The following is a 24,353-nucleotide window of genomic DNA, read 5'->3' as shown; positions in this document are numbered from 1 at the left end:
GAGGGATACCATGGAAATGGGACGATTGATCAATGGGGTGTTGAACTTCTGCCGATGGATCACGCACTTTGCCATCTTGAACCTGCTCTGGATCGGCTGTACCCTCCTTGGAGGAGTGGTTTTCGGGATAGGTCCGAGTACAGTGGCAATGTATGCCGTCACCCGTAAAGCGGTCATGGGGGTGGAAGACCTTCCGCTCATCAGGAGCTTTTGGGGTACCTACAGGAAAGAATTCTTCCGTGCCAACGGACTGTTCTTTTCATTGGCGGGCTTCGCACTGCTCTGGTACGTCGACCTTCACTTCTTCCGTCAGATGGAAGGGACGATCTATACCATCATCCAGTACCTGCTCATGCTCATGGGCTTCGTCCTGATCATCCTGCTCACGTATATTCTACCTGTCTATGTCCATTACAACCTGAAGTTCTTCCAGACCTTCAAGCAGGCGCTGTTCATCGGTTTCCTACAGCCGGGGAATCTCGTACTCATGATCATTGCGACACTGTTGACCTATTACTTTTTCATCTCATTTCCCGGTTTCATCCCGCTTTTCGGGTTCACATTATTCGTTCATTTGAATATGTGGCTTGCGTATAAAGGCTTCAGTGCAATAGACGATATTAAGTTTAAAAACGAGATTATCCACAGTTGATAGAAAAAAGGATGCTAGCTTGCTAGCATCCTTTTTAAATGCCAAAAGTAATTTGATAGTCTATCATTTCGAGAAAAAATGAAAGATTTTATAGGCTGCTGCATAGAAATGAAATAGGAAGATCAAGAAAAATGAGAAAAGGAAAAATGAAACATAGTTTTTTCAGGGTTACGTAGATTATAATATAAAACGTAATTATTACGATTTGTAGTGTGAGGGGGGAGAGAAAGGTGAGTGCACTCAAAACAATCGGACAAGATCTGACTGGACTTTTGTTGTTTGTCGGTCTCGTTATCCTATTCCTTGCCGGTGAGTTCATAGAAATTCCGTCAAGTCTCCTGTCTTCCGGGTTGGCGAATGTCACGACGATCTTCCTTAGCATCCTATTGGAAGCCATCCCGTTCATTCTGATCGGTGTATTTGCTTCGGCTCTGATCCAGGTATTCGTATCGGAGAAGACATTGCAAAGGCTGATACCGAAGCGATTCCCGTACCTGGCCATCTTCCCGGCCGCCATAGTCGGGGCCATCCTTCCGGTTTGTGAGTGTGCCATTGTGCCGGTGGCGAGAAGGCTGATGCGAAAAGGTGTCCCGCCCCATCTGGCCCTTGTCATCATGGTGACGGCCCCGATTTTGAATCCGATTGTGTTTGCTTCGACCTATTATGCATTCCAGCCGGACTGGACGATCGTGTGGGGGAGGATGGTGATCGGTTTCGTGGCTGCCGTAGTGATCGGCGGGGCTTGGTACCGGTTATTCAACAATAGGGATCCTCTGCTGAAAGGAACCGGGCCTCACCAACATCATCATGAGCAAGGAAGCAAACTCATGCTGACGTTGACCCATGCGAGTGATGAATTCTTCGATATGGGGAAATTCCTGATCATCGGTGCCCTTGTGGCAGCCATTTTTCAAACGTTCTTAGATCGTGAGCTGCTGGTGGGGATCGGGTCACACGCCCTGATCGGTCCTGCCGTGATGATGATCTTCGCTTATGTAATTTCTCTTTGTTCGGAAGCAGACGCGTTTGTCGCATCCTCTTTCGGCAGCTTGTTCACCGCTTCATCGCTTTTGGCTTTCCTTGTTTATGGGCCGATGATCGACTTTAAGAACACGTTACTGATGCTGTCGTATTTCAAGAAGAGATATGTCGTGGCGTTCATTCTCATTGTCACCGTCGTGGTCTATGCATGTGCCATGCTGATTGGAATCTTGACGTGAAGGAGGGGGAACCATGAAATCGACCCAACAGTTCCATACATACATCCGTGGGGTGATATTGATCGGCTATGCCTTGCTCCTATTGAAGCTGCTTCTGACATTCAACCTTCAAAACTTCGTCGCACCGAAGATGCATGGGTATTTATATTTTGCGTTAGGCGTCTTCTTCCTTCTGGGTGCGGTTCAAATCATCCGGGGAACCTCAGGATTCCATGCCAAGGGTCAATGCGGCTGTGAAGCCCATGAGGTGCCAAGGGGGTTGGTGCGCCCCTTCGTGGTGTACTCACTGTTTGTTCTCCCGTTGGTCACAGGTTTCCTGCTTCCCGATCAACTTCTGGATGGGTCCGTGGCTGCCAAGCGAGGAGTGAAGGTCGGGAATGGGTTATTCACGTTGACTCCTCATGAAGGAGAAAGATCGAGTGGAAAAGCGGTCGAAGCGGTCCACGGAGGAGAAGCGAGTTTGGATCCCGTCGGGACGTTTCCCTTGGAGAAGGATTATGAGAAATTGAAAGATGTGATCAAACAGAAGGAAAAAATCATCGTAAGGGATGAACAATACATCCAGACGCTCAGCGTCGTCGATGAACAGCTCGACTCCTCGATAGGGAAAGAAATCCAGCTTACGGGCTTCATTTACAAAGACGAAGGATTTTCAAAGAATGAAGTGGTCATATCACGTTTCACGGTGACGTGCTGTGTCGCGGATGCTTCCGTTTACGGGATCCTTTCAAGAAGTGAGGAGCTCGCAGCCCTCGAACCCGACACATGGGTGCAAGTGAGCGGGATCTTGGATAAGGCAGAATTCAATGGGATGGCGATGCCTGTTATTAAGCATCCCGTCTTTAAAAAGGTGGAACCGCCTGAAAACCCGTATGTGGAAGAATTTTATATCAAAGTCGAATGATGGTATCCCGACCTTGATGGGAGGTCGGGGTATCAAATGACTTATAAATCGTAATCATTACGAAAAAAGGAGTGGGTAAGGTGGAATGGATCATTGCAGGGGGCGGCATCCACGGGTGCACCATCGCAACCTATCTGATTAAGGCCAAAGGAATTCCTGCGAGTCAAATCTGTATCATAGATCCTCATAAGGGGCCCATCGAAAAGTGGAAGGACCTCACATCAAGGATTTCCATGCCGTTTTTAAGATCTCCATCCGTCCATCATTGTGATATTCATCCGTTCAGCCTCCATTACTTCAATGATGGGGGATCCGACGTCTTTTACGGGAAATACAAAAGGCCGGGTCTTGATTTCTTCAATCGTCACAGTGAAGCCATTTTCTCCAGCATCGGCTTGCAAGAGAGGTGGCAGCAAGGGAGGGTACAAGGGGTCACAAAGTCGGGGAACCACTGGGTGGTGGAAACCGATTCGGGATCAGTGGAAGGCAAGAATCTGGTGATTGCCACCGGGATGAATGAAAGGCTCAGTGTGCCCGAGTGGGCCGAGGAGTTGCGATCGAGTCGACCGACCCAAGTAGGGCATATCTTTCAAGAGAAGCTCCCGGTGGTCACTCCTGACATCGCCGTTGTGGGAGGCGGAATCACAGCAGCCCATCTAGTGATCAAGCTTGCTCGGGAACATCCTGGGAGAGTGGTTCAAATCAGCAGGCATCCCTATCGGGTCCATGATTTCGACAGTGATCCGGGCTGGCTCGGTCCGAAGTGTTTGAGAGGATTCCACTCACTCCCTTCGTACAAAAAAAGGAGGCAAGCCATTCACGATGCACGCCATCGCGGGTCAGTGACAAGCGAGCTCAGGCACAGGTTAAGGAGGCTGGAGGACCGTGGTGAGTACCGATTCATCGAGGATGAAGTGAAAGGAAGCGGGGTGGATGGATCGACCCTTTCGCTTTCCTTGAAGCACTCCCGGTGGGAAGGGAAAACACTGTTGCTGGCAACGGGATTTTGCCCAAAGATAATGGAAACGGAGTGGGTCCGTGAACTGGTCAGGAAGGAAGGGCTGGTATGTGCACAATGCGGATTCCCTATCGTCAACGAGCACTTGGAATGGTGCGATCACCTTTATGTATCCGGACCACTGGCCGAACTGGAGATCGGTCCCGTCGCCAGGAATATTGCAGGAGCGAGGAAAGCAGCGGAACGAATCATCGGAAGTATGTAAATGAAAAGGAGAGAGACCATTGAGAATACCAGTAACTGTATTGAGCGGCTATTTAGGATCAGGAAAAACGACGTTATTGAACCATATTCTCCACAACAGGGAGGGTAGGAAGATCGCCGTCATCGTCAATGATATGAGCGAGGTGAATATTGATGCGTCCCTTGTGAAGAAAGAGGGCTTCACCCGGACCGATGAAAAACTTGTGGAGCTTCAGAATGGATGCATCTGTTGCACGTTGCGCGAAGACCTGCTTATTGAAGTCGATCGCCTTGTGGAACAAGGGGACATTGACTATATCGTCATTGAGTCTTCGGGTATCTCCGAGCCGGTGCCTGTCGCCCAGACCTTCACGTATGCCGATGAAGCGACCGGTGTCGATCTGATCGGGAAAACAAGGCTGGATACGATGGTGACGGTGGTTGATGCCAACCGTTTCTGGCACGACTTTGCCAGTGGGGAGACGCTGCTCGATCGAAGTCAGGCAGCAGACGAGACCGATGAAAGGGAAATCGTCGACCTGCTGATCGACCAAATCGAGTTTGCCAACGTCATCCTCTTGAACAAAACCGATCTGGTTGCGGAGGAGTCTGTCAATGAGCTAAGGGCGGTCCTGAGGAAGCTCAATGCAGATGCCAGAATCATCGAATCCAGCCATGCAAGGGTCGACCTTGAAGAGGTGTTGAACACACATTCATTCCAATTCGAGTCCGCCAGCCAAAGTGCAGGATGGATCAAGGAGCTACAGGAAGAGCATGTCCCTGAAACGGATGAATACAACATCTCGTCCTTTGTCTATAGGCGGGTGAGGCCGTTCCACCCTGGTCGCTTCATGGAATGGCTTGAAGGGTGGCCGGAAGAGGTTGTAAGGGCAAAGGGCTTCTTCTGGCTTGCAAGCCGCAACGATACTGCCGGCCTTCTTTCACAAGCGGGTCCATCCATCATGATCCAAGGGGCTGGCCCATGGATTGCGACCTATCCAGAAGGTGAAATCCGCGAGCTTCTTGAAGAGGAAACCGAGCTCAAGGAAAAGTGGGATCCAGAATACGGGGATCGTATGACCGAGCTCGTCATGATCGGTATGGATATGGACCGTCACCAAATCGAGGGTTCCTTGGATCGTTGCCTTCTCACAGATGATGAGATGGGAATGGACTGGATGCAGTTCAACGATCCAATTCCTTCCTTCGTTATTCAATACTGAATGAAGAAAAGCCTGATCCCATTAAAAGGATCAGGCTTCTGTTGATTTATTTTATTGTTGGAGTCAGTTCTGGCACGACCCCTTCAAGTTCTTTCTTTACAATAGCGGCGATTTCCCGCGCTCCGTCTTCATTAAAATGCGTGTTATCCATGGCGCCGTCTGGAAAATTGGGATGCGGGTCTATCCACATATAGAGCGCTTTGGACCGGATCGGACCCAACGTATCCAGGAGCTTCAAGCTCTTCTTGTGAAGATCGATGACAGGGACGGATTGTTCCCGTGCAAGCTCCTTCATCGCTGCAGGGTAATCCCCGTGGGTGTCCAGCACAGTGCCGTCGCTTCCGAATTTCCTTCTCGCCACTGGCGTAATGAGGACCGGATGCGCTTTCTTTTCTTTTGCGGTTTCGATATAGCGGAGCAGATGCTCCTTATAGGTGGTGAAAGGATCCGTGAATCGTCCATCCTGCTTGCTGTCATTGTGACCGAACTGGATGAAGAGATAATCCCCTTCAACGATTTCATTTTCGATCACATCCAGTCTTCCTTCGTCGATGAAGCTTTTGGAGCTGCGTCCGTTAGCGGCATGATTCCGGACCGAGATGCTCGAATCCAGAAAGGCCGGGAATTGTTGCCCCCAACCGGCTTGTGGAGCAGAAGTTTCAGGGTAATCCGCTACAGTTGAATCACCTGCAAGAAAAATGGAAAATGACATGGTTTCTCCTCCTAATGGTTGGATGGTGGACGGCAAGAATCCGTCACTTTGAGCTCAGGTTCCAGGAATAGGACCTTTTCTATATCATCTTCATTGATGACATCCATCAGGACATCTGTCAAGCGTAACGTGATGTGATCCAGTGGGACCCCGACCGTCGAGAGGGGGATGGGGGTATCGTTTTCATCTGGCAGGTTGTCGTAGCTGATGATGGAAAGGTCATCCGGGACCTTGATTCCGCACTCTGCTGCAGCCCTCAGGATCCCCTTGGAAAGATCATGACTCCCGCTGATGATTGCCGTGGGACGTTCAACGCTTTGGAGGACCTCCTTGGCCGCGACGTACCCATCATACGGTTCAAGCTTCGGAACGTCCACGATCTGGTGTGCGAAACCGGGGAGTCCCAGTCCTTCCGCTGCCAGTTTGAAGCCCTTCGCTTTTTCATCCTGAATCGGTTTATCCATGACCCCGATATAGCTGATGAACCGGTGACCAATGGAGGAAAGATAATTGGTCGCCATATAGACGGCCTTTTTCCGCTGGACGTCTACCGTCGGCGATGCGCTTCCTTTATCGGCAATCCCGTATGAGACGACGGGAACCGCCGATGGTGTATCAGCTTGGAGCTCCGGATTGTCATCAAAACAAAGGATGGCATCCACCTGATAGCGGTTGAAAAGATTGATGGCGAATTCTTTATCGTTGATGGAGATCAGGGTCGTATACGAGAGCTGCTCCAGCTGTGTATTCAAGCGGGTGATGAGGGAAGAGTGGGCGGTCCCTTCGATGGTCGGCCAGATGATCCCGATTGTATGGGACTTCTTCGAGACCAGGCTCCTCGCCGCTGCGTTCGGTTGATATCCGAGCTCCATGGCGATTTCGGTGATCCGCTTTTTCGTCGGTTCCTTGACAAGTGGGCTGTCCCGCAATGCTTTTGATACGGTGGAAAAGCTCACCCCCGCCGCTTTTGCTATATCTTTGATTGTGACTCCCATGGTAACCTCCAGCACTATTATGTTTTCATTATATCTCTCTGTCGGTTGTCGATACAACTCTTCATTGACAGAAAAAAGGAATGATACTATGATAATAACAACGTTGTTATTTTGTCAACAAGAGGGGGAGAATGGGATTGAACAGTTCAACGATCGTCATTCATGAACGGGACAATGTCCTGATTGCACTGAGGGATTTTGAAGCAGGGGAACGCGTGGTGGATGGCGACAGGGAAGTCGTCCTGAGGGAAGCCGTACCGGCCGGACATAAAATTGCAAGGGAACCGATCCAGAAAAATGAAAACGTTATCAAGTTCGGTATGCCGATCGGGAGGGCGTCAGAGCCGATCGACCGCGGAGATTGGATTCACACCCACAATGTGGTGACCAACCTCAAAGGGACGCTGCAGTATGACTACAAGCCCACAGATGACAAAATCGTACCGAAGCCGTCGACCAAAACCTTTCAAGGATATATCAGGGAAAACGGGGAAGTCGGGATCCGCAATGAAATCTGGATCATCAACACGGTGGGCTGCATCAATAAGACTGCGGAAATGGTGGCAAAGATGGCCGGTGATCAATTCGAAGGCATCGACGGGGTGCACAGCTTCTCTCATCTCTTCGGGTGTTCCCAGCTTGGGGATGATCTTCACAATACCCAGAAGATCCTGAGCGGACTCGTCCACCATCCCAATGCTGCGGGCATTCTCGTCATGGGTCTCGGCTGCGAAAATAACTATATTGAAGAATTCAAGAAGGTTATCGGCGATTATGACCCACGGAGGGTGAAGTTCATCGAAGTCCAGAGCGCTGATGATGAAATCTCCGAATCTCTCGAACTCATCGAAGAGCTCGCCGACTATGCCAAGACATTCAAACGTCAGGAAGTACCCCTTTCAAAGTTGAAGGTAGGATTGAAATGCGGTGGATCGGACGGATTCTCCGGGATTACGGGGAACCCGCTTGTCGGGGCATTTTCCGACAGACTCATCTCGGAAGGCGGCACAACGATCCTGACGGAAGTACCCGAGATGTTCGGCGCGGAAGAGATCCTCATGAGCAGGGCCAAAGATGAAGCCGTGTTCGGGAAGATCGTCGACCTCGTCAATGACTTCAAGGAATACTTCCTGAAGCACGGGCAGAACGTCTATGAGAATCCATCTCCAGGGAATAAAAAAGGCGGGATCACGACCCTTGAAGAAAAGTCCCTCGGAAACATCCAGAAAGGCGGCTTCGGGGAGATTGCCGATGTCCTTGCCTATGGTGACCGCACGAAAGGTGAAGGCCTTCATCTCGTCCAAGGTCCGGGAAATGACCTCGTCTCCGTCACCGCCCTTACGGCTGCAGGCGCCCATATCGTCCTGTTCACCACGGGCCGGGGAACCCCGTTCGGAGGTCCTGTACCGACGGTGAAGATCTCCACGAACTCAGCACTTGCCCAGAAGAAAACGAATTGGATCGACTTCAATGCAGGACAGCTAATCGAAGGCAGGGGAAAGGAAGAGCTCGCCGACGAGTTCTTTGAATACATCACGGGCCTCGCATCGGGGAAGCGCGCACCCATAATGAACGACTCGGATTCAAGGAGATTTCCATTTTCAAAGACGGCGTCACGCTGTGAGAGGGAGGATTTTGTATGAAGCTTAGTAAAGAAGTACCCACCAGCTCATCCTATCAGCATCTTCCGGCCAAGGTCCTGCAGATCGGGGAAGGGAATTTCCTAAGGGGATTCATCGATTGGATGATCCAGGAGATGAATAAACAGGGCGTCTTCAACGGCTCCATCATCGCCGTGCAGCCGACGCCCCACGGGAAGGTTCTGCCGAAGCTCGCCGCCCAGGATTATCTGTACACGGCGGTCTTGAGGGGGCGCAAGAATGGCGAGACCGTGGATTATCATGAAGTCATCTCCTCCATCAGCGGAGGCATCAATCCCTATTCCGATTGGCCGGCCATGAAGCAGGCGGTGGAATCCGCAGACCTCCAAATCATCGTGTCCAATACGACGGAGGCAGGCATCGTCTACCAGGAGGAGCAGTATGACGGTGATGCTTCGCCCCTTTCGTATCCCGGGAAGCTGGCGGCCCTGTTGCACCATCGGTTCACGTATTACGAGGGGGCAGGGGATAAAGGGTTATACATCCTGCCGTGTGAATTAATTGAAGACAACGGCAAGAAGCTGAAATCCATCGTGCACAAGGTAGCGGAAGACTGGGGATATTCAGAAGCCTTTTTTGAATGGCTAGACCACTCGAATGTATTCTGCGACACGCTGGTCGACCGGATCGTCACCGGGTTCCCGCGGGGTCAGGAAGCCGAGTACAAAGAACGCCTCGGCTATGATGATGAGCTCATTACGGTCGGCGAACCTTATCATCTGTTCGCCATCGATGCGGATGAACGATTCAAGGAAATCTTCCCCCTCCACAAAGCCGGCCTCAATGTAAAGTGGGGTGGAGTGAAGGAACAGCGTGACCTGAAGGTGGGACTCCTCAACGGTCCCCATACCCTCATGACACCCGTCGGATACCTGGCGGGGGCTGACACAGTCCTGGACGTGATGACCACCCCTTCCCTCCGCTCCTTCGTAGAGCAGGGATTCCTGGACATACAGGAGGCCCTTCCAATGGAAGAGGAGGTGAAAAAGGCGTTTACTTCAGGAGTCGTGGACCGCTTCCTGAACCCTTATAATAAGCATTTCCTACTCGATATCGGAATGAACTCCTTTTTCAAATACACATCGAGGCTTTTGCCCCGCTTGAAGACCCATGCCGAGCGTGGGGACCTCCCGGAAACATTGGTCCTTGCCCTTGCTGCACTGCTCGTGTACTACAAGCCGGTTCGCACCACGGAAAAAGGACTGATAGCCGAGAGAGGCGAAGAAGAGTATGAGACGCGGGAAAACCCCATTGTAAACGCCCTCGTTCTTGACACATGGCAGGCCATTGAAGAGGGCAGGATCACTATTCTTTCTGCCGTCCGTTCCATCCTCAGCCGTGAGGACATCTGGGGAGAAGACCTTGACGCAATGGATGGGCTCGCAGAACGGGTGACCGCTCATATCGAAACGATCCTGATCGAAGGGATGGACGTGGCCGTTAAAAAAGTGGCTGGGAGCGGTTCGGTGAAATCGTAGGATGGTAAAGGAAAAGACGCTCATTTGCAGGGCGTCTTTTTTGTGTTTCAGCCAAACACTCTCGTCTAATTCTCCCCGGACATGCATACATTTCTCTATAGGCATGTCCGGGGGAGGAATTGTGAGAATGACAATGATCGGAGAATTGGTGACACTAATGCTGATGGCCTTTGCACTTGGGATGGATGCGTTCTCGATTGGCATCGGGATGGGGATGTTCCAACTGAGGTTAAGGCAGATCCTATATATCGGTATCGTGGTGGGCATTTTCCACGTATGGATGCCGCTGCTCGGGATGATGACGGGGAAGTTTCTTTCCAACACGTTCGGGACATTTGCTACATATGCAGGAGGCATCCTCTTGATTGTTCTTGGGATCCAGATGTTCCTCTCTAGCTTCAAGGAGGAGGAAACAACGCTCGTTTCCCCCGTAGGATTCGGTCTCGTCCTTTTTGCACTCAGCGTCAGTCTCGACAGCTTCTCTGTCGGACTGAGCCTCGGGATCTTCGGCGCAAGAACCGTTGCCGCAGTCGCCTGTTTCGGTTTTGCCGCCACCGTCCTTACATGGGCCGGCCTTCTCATAGGAAGGAGATTCCAAGGAGTCCTAGGCACCTACAGCGAAGCACTTGGCGGAAGCATCCTGTTCTTATTCGGGATCAAGCTGCTTCTTCCTTTTTGAAGTCCCTGTTTGGGGCTTTTTCTTTTTGGTAGCTTGATAGAATGGATGGATTCCGTTGAGGTCGGCAGCTTCTTTGCATATATATTCTCACGGCAAATAGGGGAATCTCTTGAAGGTATTGGTGGGTAAGGATTCTGGAATGGTTCGTTTCATTTCGCTCCGGGCGGCCGCTTTCCTGCGGGGAGGCAGGCAGTTCTTCGGCTATCGCCTGCAGGGTCTCAACCTTGCCTCTGATCCACGCTGGAGTCGGCCGCCCTCCGCTTCGTTGGACTCTTTGGAGGGTATAAGCTTCAAGTTCTGGATGGAGAGGGGGGAAGGGACTGGATGGAAGTAGATTTATATTTTCATGGCAAAGAGGTGAATCTCTTGATGGTGACAGGGTGTGTGGATTCTGGGATAGTTCGTTTCATTTCGCTCCGGGCGGCCGCTTTCCTGCGGGGAGGCAGTTGAGCCGCTTCGGCTATCGCCTGCAGGGTCTCAACCTTGCCTCTGATCCACGCTGGAGTCGGCCGCCCTCCGCTTCATTGCACTCTTTAGAGGGCATTAGCGTCAGTATCTTATCAACACTTTAAGGTTGAAGTGTATAAACCACACCATGATTCCAGTTTAAAATCTTTATTCAAAGAGTGAAATCCATCCTTGGAGTCTTAACCTCTTTCTAAATAAGAGCAAGGTGGTTGGCTCCCAAACGCATCAAAAATCTTAAACCATTCTCTTGAAGAATCAAAGCCCACTCTCTACCAAGTAGTGAAGTGAAGCGAAGGCAGACTGACTCCAGCGGGAAAAGAGGAAAGGTCGAGACCCCGCAAGAATGAGGAGGCTCGACTTCCTCCCCGTGGAAAGCAGGCGGCCGCAGTGAAACGGAACGTCCCGTCTGCGGCCGTCATGAATAAGAATAAAATTCAGAAGCAACCAACTGGTAACAAAAGGTGAGCGATCAATCATCAAAAACTCCAATGGATGCAATGGCCCTATCATGAATCATAAAAAATAGCTCATGAAAAAGTACAATCCTCCTCTCCACCAAGAGTGAAGTGAAGCGGAGGCCGCCTGACTCCAGCGGGAATAGAGGAAAGATCGAGACCCCGCAAGAATGAGGAGGCTCGACTTCCTCCCCGTGGAAAGCAGGCGGCCGCAGCGAAACGAAACGTCCCATCTACGGCTCCCATGAAGAAAAACTACATTTCCACCTCCACCATGTAACGCTCCAACCGAATAAGCATGAATGCTCTTTGTCCAAAATGGAAATTAATTTATAATAGGTAAGAAGGAGGATGATCCAATGAATATTCTATTTATCTGCACAGGCAACACCTGCCGAAGCCCCATGGCTGAAGCAATCCTTAAACATAACAACCACCAAGGAATCCAAGTGAAATCCGCAGGCGTTTTCGCCATGGACGGAGCAGATGCCTCAATTCAAGCTAAAGAAGTGCTGAAAGAGAACGATATAATACATAAGCACCAATCCAGCTCCATCACACGTGAAAAACTGGACTGGGCTTCATATATTTTCACCATGACACAGGGCCATAAATGGGCGATCGTAGATCAATATCCCCATATCGCCGATAAAATCTTCACGCTGAAGGAATACGTACTCGAGGACCCGGAAGACCTTGATGTTTCCGATCCGTATGGAGGCAGCGTTGAGATCTACCGGCATACATATAACGAACTGGATTCCTTGATCGGTCAGTTAATGGACAAACTGGAGCGTGAGTGAAGCAGACAGGGAGAGAGAAGGATGGCTAAAGGGAAAGGCTCCAAGAAAGGTCTCAGGAAGAAGATTGTACTATTCACCACACTTCTGGCAATCATCACGTATACGACGAGTGCCGCGTTCATTTATTTCATCAAACCGACATTCGCATCCGATGTAAGTGATTTCTGGTTTACCCTCGCAACACTTGGAATGGGGATCTTCTGGTCGGGGTTCCTTGCGTATCTTGCAGCAGGATATATCGATAAGCCTCTGCAACGACTGGAACAAGCGGCGTTGAAAGCGGCGGATGGTGACATTTCCACAGAAGTGGAACTGTCGAAATCCGATGATGAGATCCGCTCCCTCGGGGTGGCGTATAACAAGATGCTTCATAACCTGCGGGAAATGGTGGCGAACATCGACGAGAATTTCAGTAAGACCAATACGTATGTACAGGAGCTTTCCGACGCGTCCGAACTTGCGTCCACCCAGGCTAATTCCGTTTCCAGGACGATCAGCGAAATCTCTGCTGGTGCAGAAAGTTCGGCAGCGGCCATCCAGACAACGGCGGAATCCGTTGAAGATGTCATCCGCATCGCACAGGAAGTACAGGATCATTCCAAATCCTCTGAAAAGCTGTCTGAAACCATGGTGGCAGAATTGAACGAGAGCAAGGAGGTCATCCATTCACTGGTGGAAGGAATCAATCGATTGGCGACGGGGAATGAATCGTCCCTTGAGGCCGTGAAGCGACTTGAGGGCCACGCCCGGGAAGTCGAGCAGATCATCCAGCTCGTGGGGGACATCGCCAACCAGACGAATCTTCTTGCTCTGAATGCATCCATTGAGGCGGCAAGGGCCGGGGAACACGGTAAGGGATTTGCGGTTGTTGCAGAGGAAGTCCGTAACCTTGCTGATGAAAGCGGGAAAGCGGTCCAGGGAATATCCGGATTGATCCAAAACATCCAGACCGAGGTCGGGCTGGTAGTCGGTAAGATCACAGATCAAGTGACCACCGCGAACAGGGAAGCGGATAAAGGTGAACAGACGAACCGCGTCATCCAGAATATGACCAAAAGCATCCATGAAGTCGTGGATTCCGTCAAGACGATCTCTGTCCTCGTGGACGATCAGATGAAGAGCATCCAGCTCACGTCCAACCAGTCGCAGGAAGTCGCGGCGATCGCAGAGGAAACATCTGCCGGAGCGGAAGAAGTGTCTGAAGCAACGAATGAGCAGGCAGGGGTCATGAAGAACGTGGAAGAACTCGCCCATCAATTGAAATCACAGGCGGAGTCACTCAAAGGAACCATTACAAAATTCCATCTATGATCCAAAAAGCACGGGGGTTCCCGTGCTTTTCCCGTTAAACGAAAAAAACAATTCAATTCCTTTATATAATGGGGTGCCTGTGGCAAAATAGAAGGAAAGAGTGAATTGGGGGATGACAGATGAAGATCGCAATTGCATCCGATCACGGCGGTGTGAATATCCGTGAAGAAATAAAATCATTGATGGATGAGCTTGGCCTTCAGTATGAAGACTTCGGCTGCGAATGCGGCACATCCGTGGATTATCCGGATTATGCGCTGCCGGTTGCCGAAAAAGTGGCCAATGGTGAATTCGATCGAGGAATCCTCATCTGCGGAACCGGTATCGGAATGAGTATTTCTGCGAATAAAGTGAAAGGGATTCGCTGTGCCCTCGTACACGACGTGTTCAGTGCAAAAGCGACCCGTGAGCATAATGACAGCAACATCCTTGCCATGGGTGAACGCGTCATCGGACCTGGGCTTGCGCGTGAAATCGCCAAAACCTGGCTCCAGACCGAATTCGAAGGTGGCAGGCATTCAAACCGCATCGGGAAGATCACTAGCTACGAAGAGAAGTGAGGAGAGGTCATCATGGATCACATCCAACTGAAGCAAGCGTTTCAGACCATTCTTCAGGAGTTTCATGATCAGGTTCCACTCAGAAAAGGACAGGTCCTCGTCATCGGCTGCTCCACCTCCGAGGTAATGGGGGAAAAGATCGGGACTGCAGGGACCATTGATACAGCTGAATTGATTTATGAAGAGCTGAGGAAGTACGCAGATCAATCAGGCGTATCCCTTGCCTTTCAATGCTGTGAACACTTGAACCGGGCGATTGTCATCGAACGTGAAACAGCCGAGGCAAGAGATCTTGACGAAGTCACGGTCGTACCGGTGAGGAAAGCAGGAGGCGCCATGGCCACCCATGCTTATCATCGCTTTCAGGATCCTGTCATTGTGGAACATATCAAGGCCGATGCAGGCATTGATATCGGTGATACCTTCATCGGCATGCATTTGAAGCATGTGGCCGTTCCGGTGCGGGTCAGCGTGCGCAGTCTCGGACATGCCCACGTCACCCTGGCAAGGACCCGCCCTAAATTGATCGGTGGAAACCGTGCGGTCTATGAGTGAAGAGCACCCTTTGTCGGGTGTTTTTTTTATGTGCAAAGGCCCTTGTATGTAGGAGGGTTTTTGTGTAAAACCGAACATTTTTAATAAATGCTTCTTTTTATTTCGCTTTTAGCTCAATCATGTTAGAATGTGATTGAATGAATCAAAGCCCGGTAGAAACGGGTCCATGAATTGAAGGAGGATACGTATGAGTAAGATTGCCAAGCAAGATCCGGAACTTTATGCATCAATTCAAGAAGAATTGGAACGTCAGCGTACTAAGATCGAGTTGATCGCGTCAGAGAACTTTGTCAGTGAAGCAGTCATGGAAGCCCAAGGCTCCGTGTTGACGAATAAGTACGCAGAAGGATATCCAGGCCGTCGCTATTATGGTGGATGCGAGCATGTCGATGTGGCTGAAAACCTCGCCCGCGACCGTGCAAAAGAACTCTTCGGCGCAGAACACGTCAATGTTCAGCCTCACTCAGGTGCCCAGGCCAACATGGCAGTTTACTTTACCATCCTCGAACAGGGAGACACAGTCCTTGGTATGAACCTGTCCCATGGGGGTCACCTCACTCACGGCAGTCCGGTGAACTTCAGCGGGGTTCAATACAACTTCGTGGAGTACGGTGTAGATGAAGAGAATCAATTGATCAATTATGAAGATGTACGTCAGAAAGCTCTTGAGCATAAGCCGAAGCTCATCGTAGCCGGAGCGAGTGCATACCCGCGCAAGATCGATTTCGCTAAGTTCCGTGAAATCGCGGATGAGGTCGGTGCTTACCTCATGGTGGACATGGCTCATATCGCCGGTCTTGTTGCAGCAGGACTTCACCAGAACCCAGTACCATATTCCGATTTCGTTACGACAACGACACATAAAACGCTTCGCGGTCCACGCGGCGGTATGATCCTGTGCAAAGAAGAATTCGCGAAGAAAATCGACAAATCCATTTTCCCTGGTATCCAAGGCGGTCCTTTGATGCATGTCATCGCGGCAAAAGCGGTGGCATTCGGTGAGGCGCTGCAGGATTCTTTTAAAGAATACGCTCAAAACATCATTGATAACGCAGCCCGTCTTGGAGAAGGCCTTACGAAAGAAGGAATCAACCTTGTTTCCGGCGGTTCTGATAATCATCTTCTTCTGATCGACCTGCGCTCATTGAGCCTGACAGGAAAAGTAGCTGAGAAGGTACTTGATGATATCGGCATTACCGTGAATAAGAATACCATCCCGTTCGATCCGGAAAGCCCGTTCGTTACAAGCGGTATCCGTATCGGTACAGCAGCCGTTACATCCAGGGGCTTCGGCGCAGGAGAGATGGACGAGATCGCGTCCATCATCGCCCTTACACTGAAAAACCATGAGGATGAAACGAAACTGGAAGAAGCACGCAAGCGTGTAACGGATCTCACCAGCCGATTCGAATTATATCCGGAGCAATAATGTGCAAGCCCCTTTGATCATCTTGGTCGGGGGGCTTTTTGCTGGACTGATAGAATAAAAGAACATGTAGAATATGTAACGATTCCATTACACCCTGAATCCCGTGTTGCTCTTCAAATCGCTTTTATGTACAATTATCAGAGGTGTAAAGGAAGTCTATCGCTTATTTACATAAATCAAACTTAAAGGAGAGAGTCGAGTGGGAAAAGTATACGTATTTGATCATCCATTGATCCAACATAAGTTAACATTCATCCGTGATAAAGAAACGGGTACAAAGGAATTCCGCGAGCTGGTGGATGAGGTTGCCACACTCATGGCGTTCGAAATCACACGCGACCTGCCCCTTGAAGATATCGAGGTTCAAACGCCGGTAAGCCCTGCACAGGCGAAGACGCTGGCAGGAAAGAAACTGGGGATCGTTCCGATCCTGCGTGCCGGATTGGGTATGGTTGACGGGATCCTGAAGCTGATCCCTGCAGCCAAAGTAGGTCACGTCGGCCTTTACCGCGACCCTGAAACCCTCAAACCGATTGAATACTATGTGAAACTCCCAAGTGACGTAGAAGAGCGCGATTTCATCCTCGTCGATCCAATGCTTGCAACGGGCGGATCTGCCGTAGAGGCAATCAACTCCCTTAAGAAGCGCGGTGCCCAAAGCATTCGTTTCATGTGCCTTGTCGCATGTCCTGAAGGGGTCGAAGCAATCAAGGAAGCACATCCTGATGTGGATATCTACATTGCGGCCCTTGATGAGAAGTTGAACGAAAAAGGCTATATCGTACCGGGTCTAGGTGACGCAGGCGACCGTCTGTACGGAACGAAATAAGAAGGGTGATGAAATCATTGGCGAATCCGATCAAGGTTATGACCATTTTCGGGACAAGGCCGGAAGCCATCAAGATGGCGCCCCTTGTCCTTGAACTGAAGAAGTATCCGGAAAGCTTTGAAACAATCGTGACGGTTACCGCCCAGCATCGTCAAATGCTGGATCAGGTCATGTCGATCTTCGATATCAGTCCTGACCATGACCTGAACATCATGAAGGACCGGCAAACATTGATTGATGTCACGACCAGAGGCCTCGAAGGACTGGATCGTGTCATGAAAGAAGCCAAGCCCGATATCGTTCTTGTGCACGGTGATACGACAACCACCTTTGTGGCGAGTCTTGCAGCCTATTATAATCAGATTGCCGTCGGACACGTCGAAGCCGGTCTTCGTACCTGGAACAAGTACTCACCTTTCCCGGAGGAGATGAATCGCCAGCTGACTGGTGTCATGGCTGATCTCCACTTCTCTCCGACCGACAAATCGGCGCGGAATCTTCTGGAAGAGAACAAGAAGGAAGAGAGTATTTTCATCACAGGGAATACGGCCATTGACGCACTGAAGACAACGGTCAAAGAAGATTATCACCATGAGGTACTTGATCGAATCGGATCAGATCGCCTCGTATTGTTGACAGCGCATCGCCGGGAAAACCTGGGGCAGCCGATGAGGAACATGTTCCGGGCCATCAAGCGCCTGGTGGAAGAACAGGAAGATATCCAAGTGGTGTATCCGGTCCACTTGAATCCCGCCGTACGTGAAGTGGCGGATGAAGTGTTGGGCCGGGATCCCCGTATCCATCTGATTGAACCACTTGATGTCATCGACTTCCACAACTTCGCCTCAAGGGCCCATTTGATCCTCACCGATTCAGGTGGGGTTCAAGAGGAAGCCCCATCCCTTGGAGTGCCGGTCCTCGTGCTTCGTGATACGACGGAGCGGCCGGAAGGAATCGAAGCAGGTACGCTGAAGCTCGCCGGGAATGAGGAAGAGAACATTTATAAGCTCGCCCATGAACTTCTCACCGATCCTGAAGCGCACAGCTCCATGTCCAAAGCGGCCAACCCGTATGGAGACGGACTGGCTTCATACAGGATTGCCCAAGCGATCCGCTATCACTTCGGTCATCTGGAAGATCGACCAGACTCATTCTCTCCAAATGAATGACTATAATATAGAAGGTACACGCTTGCATGCGTGTACCTTTTTCCTTTTTCACAAAAAATAGGCACAAACCAGTAGTTTCCTCTTTTGTCTCAACGGAATCTGTGGTATCTTAATGCTCGGGTAGTTTGCTCAGTGGTGAGCAATGTTGAGTGAAATGAATAGTTAAGTAGGATAAATGAATACATAGTGAATGATTTTTGTTGATGTGAATAGCCTCTGGACGAGTCCCTCCGTATTTCTATGGGATCCAGCTGCGGCGGGGTGACCCTCGAGGTCATAAGTCAAGAATGCCAAAAAGGCCAAGAGCGCCTTTCTGCATTCTCGCCTTATGCTTGTCGGGTCAGAACGACCCGCCTCCGCATTTCTTGGTGTCCAGCTCCAGGGGCTTGAGGCTCGAGGTCATAAGTCAAAGACATCAAAAAGGCCAAGAGCGCTTTCCGATGTCTTCGCCTTATGCTTGTCGCCTCAGAACAAGCCCCTTCCGCTTTTCTTATTTTGTGTTTAAAATGTGAACAATATTGGAACACTAGGATAGGTTGTGGACTTTTTACTTTGTACGCATTGACATTGATTTTACCCTATTGTATGCTTACAAAGGATATAGAATGGTAAGGTTTTCACAAAAACTTCCACAGAATGAAAACGGTTTTATATCTATGTTTTTCCACTATAATTCCTGTGTGGGGATGACACTATGCGTCAACCAAATCGACGCCCGTATCAAGGGGTGGCCTTGTATTCTGCCATTCTGTCTCAGCTGGTTGGTTCCATGTTAATCGGGATCTTCGGGGGGAGATGGCTGGATGGATTATGGGACACCGAACCACTATTCTTAATCATTGGACTGCTTCTCGGGTTAACAACAGGAATCTACACCATGCTTCGCACAGTCCAACATTTCTATTCGGGAGATTAATGTCAATGCCAGAACTTCAAGAGCTCTTTAACAGGCATCGGAAGTACATACTTTTCCTCCTTTCCTTTTACGTCCTCGGTTGGGGTTTCACTTCCTATCAGTCTATTTTCCTTGGGCTCATCTTAGGGACAAGCGTAAGTCTGTTCAGTCACTGGCTGATCATGAGGAGAACGTTGCGCTTCGGGGATGCCGTCGTGGCAGGGCAGAAGGTCCGGTCATTAGGTACATACTCAAGGATGGCGGGAGCTGCTTTTGTTGCGATCATCGCAATTGAGTATCCAGAATATTTTCATTTGTACAGCGCGATCATTGGATTAATGACAATTTATATTGTTATTATGATAGATTATTTTATTCAGCAGCTACAGCCACATAAATAGCGGGGAAGAGAGGTGAATTTCATTGCAACATGAAAATCCTACAGCTGAATTTTTGGGCCTTACATTCAACCTGGCAAACGTCATGATGATGACGGTGGCGACCGTGGTCGTATTCTTAATTGCCGTGTTATGTACCCGCAGACTGGCGCTAAAGCCAACGGGCGCCCAGAACTTCATGGAATGGGTTATGGATTTTGTGAAGAACATCGTGAAGAGTAATATGGACTGGAAGACTGGAGGTCGCTTCCATCTGTTGGGTCTTACTCTCCTCATGTACATTTTTGTATCAAATATGCTTGGCCTTCCGTTTTCGGTCGTGATCGACCATACACTTTGGTGGAAATCTCCAACAGCTGATCCGGTCGTCACAATGACACTGGCCGTAATGGTTGTTGTGTTGACTCACTACTACGCCATCAAGATGAAAGGCTTCAGTGAGTATGGTAAAGACTTCTTCAGACCGATGGGTTTCTTATTCCCGCTTAAGATCATTGAAGAATTTGCGAACACCCTGACGCTTGGTCTTCGTCTTTACGGTAACATTTACGCGGGTGAGATCCTGCTATCGCTATTGATTACAGGTTTAGCCCACCAGGGAATCGGTGGTCTCATAGGGGCTATCATCCCGACGCTTGCCTGGCAAGGTTTCTCGGTATTCATTGGAGCAATCCAATCATTCATTTTTGTTATGTTAACGATGGTCTATATGTCTCATAAAGTTAGTCATGACCATTAATATATACCCTGTTCTTTTTGAACAAAACAATATTAAACTCAGATTTCTATACATTTAAAGGAGGAAAATTAAAATGGGAATGGGTCTTTTAGCAGCAGCAATTGCAATCGGATTAGCAGCACTAGGTGCAGGTATTGGTAACGGTCTTATCGTGTCACGTACAGTTGAGGGGATCGCTCGTCAACCGGAAGCTCGTGGAATGCTCCAAACTACTATGTTCATCGGGGTTGCATTGGTTGAGGCGATTCCTATCATCGCGGTAGTTATCGCGTTCATCGTAATGAATCGATAATAGCAGATTGAAATGGCGAAGATCATTCGATGAGAACCTTCGCCATTCCTTTATGTAAAGTAACATCCTGACTTGGAATGAAAGGTCGGGCGGTCCTTTGACCTCTCGGGGGATGGGGGCGTCACGGCCATTAAATAAGGCATTACCATATAGGCATTGACTCTTGAAGGGAGTGAAACCGCGTGCTATCAAACGCATTTGTCCTTGGAGCCGGAGGAGGCTTCACAGGTGGAGATATTATAGTACAGCTAGTCCTGTTTCTAGTCCTTCTTGCGTTATTGAAAAAGTTTGCTTGGGGCCCGTTGATGGGCATCATGCAAGAACGTGAGAACCATATAGCAGGGGAGATCGATGCGGCGGAAAAGAGCCGTACGGAAGCAAGCAAGTACCTCGAAGAACAGCGTGAGCTATTGAAAGAGGCGCGTCAGGAAGCCCTGGCCCTGATCGAGAGCGCGAAGAAGCAAGGGGATGACCAACGCAGTCAGATCATCCTTGAAGCCCGCCAGGAATCAGAACGCCTGAAGGAATCAGCGAAGCGCGAAATCGAGACGCAGAAAGATCAAGCGATGGCTGCCCTGCGTGAGCAAGTGGCATCCCTATCTGTTATGATCGCGTCGAAGGTCATCGAAAAGGAGCTTTCGGTTGAAGATCAGGAACAATTGATCAACGACTATATCAAAGAGGCAGGAGATCAGCGATGAGCAGCTCCACAGTCGCAAAACGCTATGCACTTGCCCTCTTTCAAATCGCCCAGGAGCAACTGAAGCTTGAAGCGATCGAAGAAGAGCTCCGCGCAGTGAAAACCGTTTTTACAGAAAACAAAGAATTGAACAGCCTGCTTGAGAATCCCAAGCTTACGGCGGTCAAGAAGAAAACCTTGATCCAGGAAGCATTTGCGGGGGTCTCGGCACCTGTCCTGAATACATTATTACTCCTGACCGATCGTCATCGTGAAGATCAGGTCGTGGCAGTGGTGGACGCATTCATCGATCTTTCCAACGAAGCACGTGGAATCGCGGATGCCATCGTGTACTCTGTACGCCCACTGTCAGAAGATGAGAAAACAGCCGTTTCCACATCTTTTGCTAACAAAGTAGGTAAACAATCACTTAGAATCGAGAATGTGATAGACACCAACATCCTCGGAGGCTTGAAGATCCGCATTGGGAACAGGATCTTCGATGGTACGCTTGCCGGTAAGTTGAATCGTCTGGAACGTGAACTGGTTCGTTAACTTTCGTATAAATGAGGGGTGAAATTCATGAGCATCAAGGCGGAAGAAATCAGCGCGCTGATAAAGAAGCAAATTGAGAACTATCAGTCTGAGATGAAGGTAAGCGATGTAGGTACTGTCATCCAAATCGGGGATGGTATCGCTCGTGCTCATGGCCTCGACAATGTCATGGCTGGAGAGCTTGTTGAATTTTCTACTGGTGTCATGGGTATGGCACAGAACTTAGAAGAAAACAACGTAGGTATCGTTATTCTCGGGCCTTATAAAGACATTCGTGAAGGCGATGAGGTTCGTCGTACCGGACGGATCATGGAAGTACCGGTTGGACCGGAACTTGTAGGTCGTGTTGTAAACTCACTGGGTCAACCAGTCGATGGTCTTGGACCGATTCCTACAACGAAAACACGCCCGATTGAAGGCGCAGCTCCTGGTGTAATGGATCGTAAATCCGTACATGAGCCGCTTCAAACGGGAATCAAGGCGATCGATGCACTCGTGCCGATCGGACGCGGACAGCGTGAATTGATCATCGGTGACCGTCAGACAGGTAAGACGTCTGTAGCCATCGACTCAATCCTTAATCAAAAAGATCAAGACATGATCTGTATCTACGTGGCAATCGGACAAAAAGAATCAACGGTTCGTAATGCCGTGGAAACACTTCGTAAGCACGGTGCCCTCGACTACACCATCGTCGTAACGGCATCTGCATCACAACCGGCACCGATGCTCTTCCTTGCACCTTATTGTGGGATCACGATGGGTGAAGAGTTCATGCATAATGGTAAGCACGTACTAGTTGTATATGATGACTTGTCTAAACAAGCATCCGCTTACCGTGAGCTTTCCTTGCTCCTTCGCCGTCCTCCAGGTCGTGAAGCATTCCCTGGTGACGTATTCTACTTGCACTCCCGTCTGTTGGAGCGTGCAGCGAAGCTAAGCGATGCAAAAGGTGGAGGTTCCATCACGGCATTGCCATTCGTTGAAACACAAGCAGGAGATATCTCCGCTTATATCCCGACTAACGTCATTTCCATCACTGATGGACAGATCTTCTTACAATCCGACCTATTCTTCTCCGGTGTACGTCCGGCGATCAACGCAGGTCTTTCCGTATCACGTGTAGGTGGATCCGCACAGATCAAAGCGATGAAGAAAGTATCAGGTACGTTGCGTCTTGACCTTGCAGCGTTCCGTGAACTTGAAGCATTCGCACAGTTCGGTTCCGACCTTGATAAAGCAACACAAGCGAAGTTGAACCGTGGAGCGCGTACAGTAGAAGTATTGAAGCAGGACTTGAACAAACCATTGACGGTTGAAAAACAAGTCATGATCTTCTACGCACTCACAAGGGGTCATCTCGATGATATCCCGGTTGCGGATATCCGTCGCTTTGAAGGTGAATTCCTAAGCTGGCTCGACCACAACCAAAAAGAATTGTTGGATCAAATCCGCACAACGAAAGGTCTTCCTGAAGACAGCGCAATGGCAGCGGCCATCGATGGATTCAAAAAGACTTTCGCAAAATCCGAGTAATATGGGCGGTGTCCTGAGGGGCACCTTCCGTCTTGGATTCAAGGACAGGGTCTAACATTTTCAAAAAAGGGTGGTGAGAACCAGTGGCATCGTTACGCGACATTAAAACTCGTATTACGTCTACGAAGAAAACAAGTCAGATTACGAAGGCAATGGAGATGGTTTCTGCTTCCAAGCTGAACCGTGCCGAGATGAATGCGAAATCATTCGTTCCTTACATGGAAAAGATCCAGGAAGTCGTCACCTCCATATCCCTCGGAAGCACCGACGTAACGCATCCAATGCTAGTCTCCCGCCCCGTAAAGAAAACCGGCTACTTGGTCATTACGTCTGACCGCGGTTTGGCGGGGGCATATAACAGCAGTGTGCTGCGTGCTGTCAGCAATACAATCCAGGAGCGTCACAGCTCCAAGGATGAATATACGATCATTGCACTGGGGCGCATGGGTCGCGATTTCTTCCAGAAGCGCGGGGACCATGTACTTGAAGGGGTCGTAGGACTGCCGGATCAGCCGAATTTTGCCGATATCAAAGATATCGCCAATAAAACGGTCACCATGTTCTCGGACGGGGCGTATGACGAGCTCTATATGTTCTACAATCACTACGTAAGTGCAATCCAGCAGGATGTAACGCAGAAGAAGGTTCTGCCGTTGACGGAACTTGAATCCACTTCTACCAAGCTTACTTCCTATGAATTTGAACCAAGCGCTGAAGAGATCCTTGAAGTCCTTCTTCCGCAATACGCAGAGAGCCTCATCTTCGGTGCACTGCTCGATGGTAAAGCCAGTGAGCATGCGGCACGTATGACGGCCATGCGAAATGCGACGGACAACGCAAAAGAACTCATCGGCGATCTTACATTGTCTTATAACCGTGCGCGTCAGGCTGCGATCACTCAGGAAATCACTGAGATCGTCGGCGGGGCGGCAGCACTCGAATAGAAAGAGACGTA

Annotated in this window: 24 protein-coding genes and 1 pseudogene; 23 read left to right on the top strand and 2 right to left on the bottom strand. The window is 49.8% G+C overall.

Translation table 11 applies throughout. The features are described from left to right. Positions 1 to 16 precede the first annotated feature (16 nt). The 5 genes from D5E69_RS20930 to D5E69_RS20910 all read left to right on the top strand — a co-directional run bounded on the left by D5E69_RS20930 (position 17) and on the right by D5E69_RS20910 (position 5,200). Positions 17 to 652: a YesL family protein gene (locus D5E69_RS20930; protein WP_159130210.1), complete on the top strand. Its 636-nt coding sequence runs from the start codon at positions 17 to 19 to the stop codon at positions 650 to 652. 230 nt (positions 653 to 882) lie between these two features. Next, positions 883 to 1,872: a permease gene (locus D5E69_RS20925; protein ID WP_159130209.1), complete on the top strand. Its 990-nt coding sequence runs from the start codon at positions 883 to 885 to the stop codon at positions 1,870 to 1,872. Positions 1,873 to 1,885: 13 nt separating this feature from the next. After that, entirely contained in the window at positions 1,886 to 2,776 is an 891-nt protein-coding gene (locus D5E69_RS20920) for a TIGR03943 family putative permease subunit (RefSeq protein WP_079514267.1), read from the top strand. An 80-nt stretch (positions 2,777 to 2,856) separates the two neighbouring features. Next, the gene (locus D5E69_RS20915; protein WP_079514269.1) at positions 2,857 to 3,999 is read left to right on the top strand and encodes a SidA/IucD/PvdA family monooxygenase; all 1,143 of its coding nucleotides are present in this window, start codon (positions 2,857 to 2,859) and stop codon (positions 3,997 to 3,999) included. Between the two features lie 19 nt (positions 4,000 to 4,018). After that, the gene (locus tag D5E69_RS20910) at positions 4,019 to 5,200 is read left to right on the top strand and encodes a GTP-binding protein (RefSeq protein WP_079514271.1); all 1,182 of its coding nucleotides are present in this window, start codon (positions 4,019 to 4,021) and stop codon (positions 5,198 to 5,200) included. Between the two features lie 46 nt (positions 5,201 to 5,246). On the opposite strand, the gene D5E69_RS20905 is transcribed toward D5E69_RS20910, so the two are convergent. Both D5E69_RS20905 and D5E69_RS20900 read right to left on the bottom strand, forming a co-directional pair. Continuing rightward, positions 5,247 to 5,912, bottom strand: a complete 666-nt coding sequence (locus D5E69_RS20905) for a rhamnogalacturonan acetylesterase (RefSeq protein WP_159130208.1) — start codon at positions 5,910 to 5,912, stop codon at positions 5,247 to 5,249. An 11-nt stretch (positions 5,913 to 5,923) separates the two neighbouring features. Then, the gene (locus tag D5E69_RS20900) at positions 5,924 to 6,907 is read right to left on the bottom strand and encodes a LacI family DNA-binding transcriptional regulator (RefSeq protein WP_159130207.1); all 984 of its coding nucleotides are present in this window, start codon (positions 6,905 to 6,907) and stop codon (positions 5,924 to 5,926) included. Positions 6,908 to 7,038: 131 nt separating this feature from the next. On the opposite strand from D5E69_RS20900, the pseudogene D5E69_RS20895 reads away from it, so the two are divergent. From D5E69_RS20895 to atpG, 18 genes and pseudogenes are all read left to right on the top strand, one after another. Further along, a pseudogene (locus D5E69_RS20895) lies at positions 7,039 to 8,531 on the top strand (UxaA family hydrolase). A 15-nt stretch (positions 8,532 to 8,546) separates the two neighbouring features. Further along, positions 8,547 to 10,046 carry a tagaturonate reductase gene (locus D5E69_RS20890; RefSeq protein WP_159130206.1) on the top strand — a complete coding sequence of 500 codons (1,500 nt, stop codon included), beginning with the start codon at positions 8,547 to 8,549 and terminating at the stop codon, positions 10,044 to 10,046. Positions 10,047 to 10,179: 133 nt separating this feature from the next. Then, positions 10,180 to 10,725 (top strand): manganese efflux pump MntP, encoded by a 546-nt coding sequence (locus D5E69_RS20885; protein ID WP_079514545.1) that lies wholly within the window; start codon positions 10,180 to 10,182, stop codon positions 10,723 to 10,725. 1,282 nt (positions 10,726 to 12,007) lie between these two features. Further along, complete coding sequence (locus tag D5E69_RS20880; RefSeq protein WP_048004858.1) at positions 12,008 to 12,451, top strand: low molecular weight protein arginine phosphatase; 444 nt, start codon at positions 12,008 to 12,010, stop codon at positions 12,449 to 12,451. Positions 12,452 to 12,472: 21 nt separating this feature from the next. After that, entirely contained in the window at positions 12,473 to 13,762 is a 1,290-nt protein-coding gene (locus D5E69_RS20875) for a methyl-accepting chemotaxis protein (protein ID WP_048004859.1), read from the top strand. Positions 13,763 to 13,881: 119 nt separating this feature from the next. Further along, the gene (rpiB, locus tag D5E69_RS20870) at positions 13,882 to 14,322 is read left to right on the top strand and encodes a ribose 5-phosphate isomerase B (protein ID WP_048004860.1); all 441 of its coding nucleotides are present in this window, start codon (positions 13,882 to 13,884) and stop codon (positions 14,320 to 14,322) included. A 12-nt stretch (positions 14,323 to 14,334) separates the two neighbouring features. Further along, positions 14,335 to 14,877 carry a TIGR01440 family protein gene (locus D5E69_RS20865; protein WP_159130205.1) on the top strand — a complete coding sequence of 181 codons (543 nt, stop codon included), beginning with the start codon at positions 14,335 to 14,337 and terminating at the stop codon, positions 14,875 to 14,877. Between the two features lie 187 nt (positions 14,878 to 15,064). Next, positions 15,065 to 16,306: a serine hydroxymethyltransferase gene (locus tag D5E69_RS20860; protein ID WP_048015285.1), complete on the top strand. Its 1,242-nt coding sequence runs from the start codon at positions 15,065 to 15,067 to the stop codon at positions 16,304 to 16,306. A gap of 199 nt (positions 16,307 to 16,505) precedes the next feature. Further along, positions 16,506 to 17,135, top strand: a complete 630-nt coding sequence (gene upp, locus D5E69_RS20855; protein ID WP_048004863.1) for a uracil phosphoribosyltransferase — start codon at positions 16,506 to 16,508, stop codon at positions 17,133 to 17,135. Positions 17,136 to 17,152: 17 nt separating this feature from the next. Then, positions 17,153 to 18,304 carry a non-hydrolyzing UDP-N-acetylglucosamine 2-epimerase gene (gene wecB, locus D5E69_RS20850; RefSeq protein ID WP_148794738.1) on the top strand — a complete coding sequence of 384 codons (1,152 nt, stop codon included), beginning with the start codon at positions 17,153 to 17,155 and terminating at the stop codon, positions 18,302 to 18,304. 694 nt (positions 18,305 to 18,998) lie between these two features. Further along, on the top strand, positions 18,999 to 19,220 hold the full coding sequence (locus D5E69_RS20845; RefSeq protein WP_048004865.1) for an AtpZ/AtpI family protein: 222 nt from the start codon (positions 18,999 to 19,001) through the stop codon (positions 19,218 to 19,220). Continuing rightward, a complete protein-coding gene (locus tag D5E69_RS20840; protein ID WP_375540480.1) occupies positions 19,115 to 19,600 on the top strand; it encodes an ATP synthase subunit I in 486 nt (161 codons plus the stop codon). The genes D5E69_RS20845 and D5E69_RS20840 overlap by 106 nt, the downstream gene beginning before the upstream one ends. A gap of 22 nt (positions 19,601 to 19,622) precedes the next feature. Then, entirely contained in the window at positions 19,623 to 20,336 is a 714-nt protein-coding gene (atpB, locus tag D5E69_RS20835; RefSeq protein ID WP_048004867.1) for a F0F1 ATP synthase subunit A, read from the top strand. A 79-nt stretch (positions 20,337 to 20,415) separates the two neighbouring features. Further along, positions 20,416 to 20,628 (top strand): F0F1 ATP synthase subunit C, encoded by a 213-nt coding sequence (gene atpE / locus D5E69_RS20830; RefSeq protein ID WP_048004972.1) that lies wholly within the window; start codon positions 20,416 to 20,418, stop codon positions 20,626 to 20,628. A gap of 182 nt (positions 20,629 to 20,810) precedes the next feature. Continuing rightward, on the top strand, positions 20,811 to 21,329 hold the full coding sequence (locus tag D5E69_RS20825) for a F0F1 ATP synthase subunit B (RefSeq protein WP_048004868.1): 519 nt from the start codon (positions 20,811 to 20,813) through the stop codon (positions 21,327 to 21,329). Further along, on the top strand, positions 21,326 to 21,862 hold the full coding sequence (locus tag D5E69_RS20820) for a F0F1 ATP synthase subunit delta (protein ID WP_048004869.1): 537 nt from the start codon (positions 21,326 to 21,328) through the stop codon (positions 21,860 to 21,862). The genes D5E69_RS20825 and D5E69_RS20820 overlap by 4 nt, the downstream gene beginning before the upstream one ends. 27 nt (positions 21,863 to 21,889) lie before the next feature. Next, positions 21,890 to 23,398 carry a F0F1 ATP synthase subunit alpha gene (gene atpA / locus D5E69_RS20815; RefSeq protein WP_048004870.1) on the top strand — a complete coding sequence of 503 codons (1,509 nt, stop codon included), beginning with the start codon at positions 21,890 to 21,892 and terminating at the stop codon, positions 23,396 to 23,398. Positions 23,399 to 23,481: 83 nt separating this feature from the next. Further along, positions 23,482 to 24,342: an ATP synthase F1 subunit gamma gene (gene atpG, locus D5E69_RS20810; RefSeq protein WP_048004871.1), complete on the top strand. Its 861-nt coding sequence runs from the start codon at positions 23,482 to 23,484 to the stop codon at positions 24,340 to 24,342. Positions 24,343 to 24,353 lie beyond the last annotated feature (11 nt).

It is taken from the genome of Rossellomorea marisflavi (assembly GCF_009806575.1).
GTDB lineage: Bacteria > Bacillota > Bacilli > Bacillales > Bacillaceae_B > Rossellomorea > Rossellomorea marisflavi_A.
This window is presented reverse-complemented; position numbering and strand designations above follow the sequence as displayed.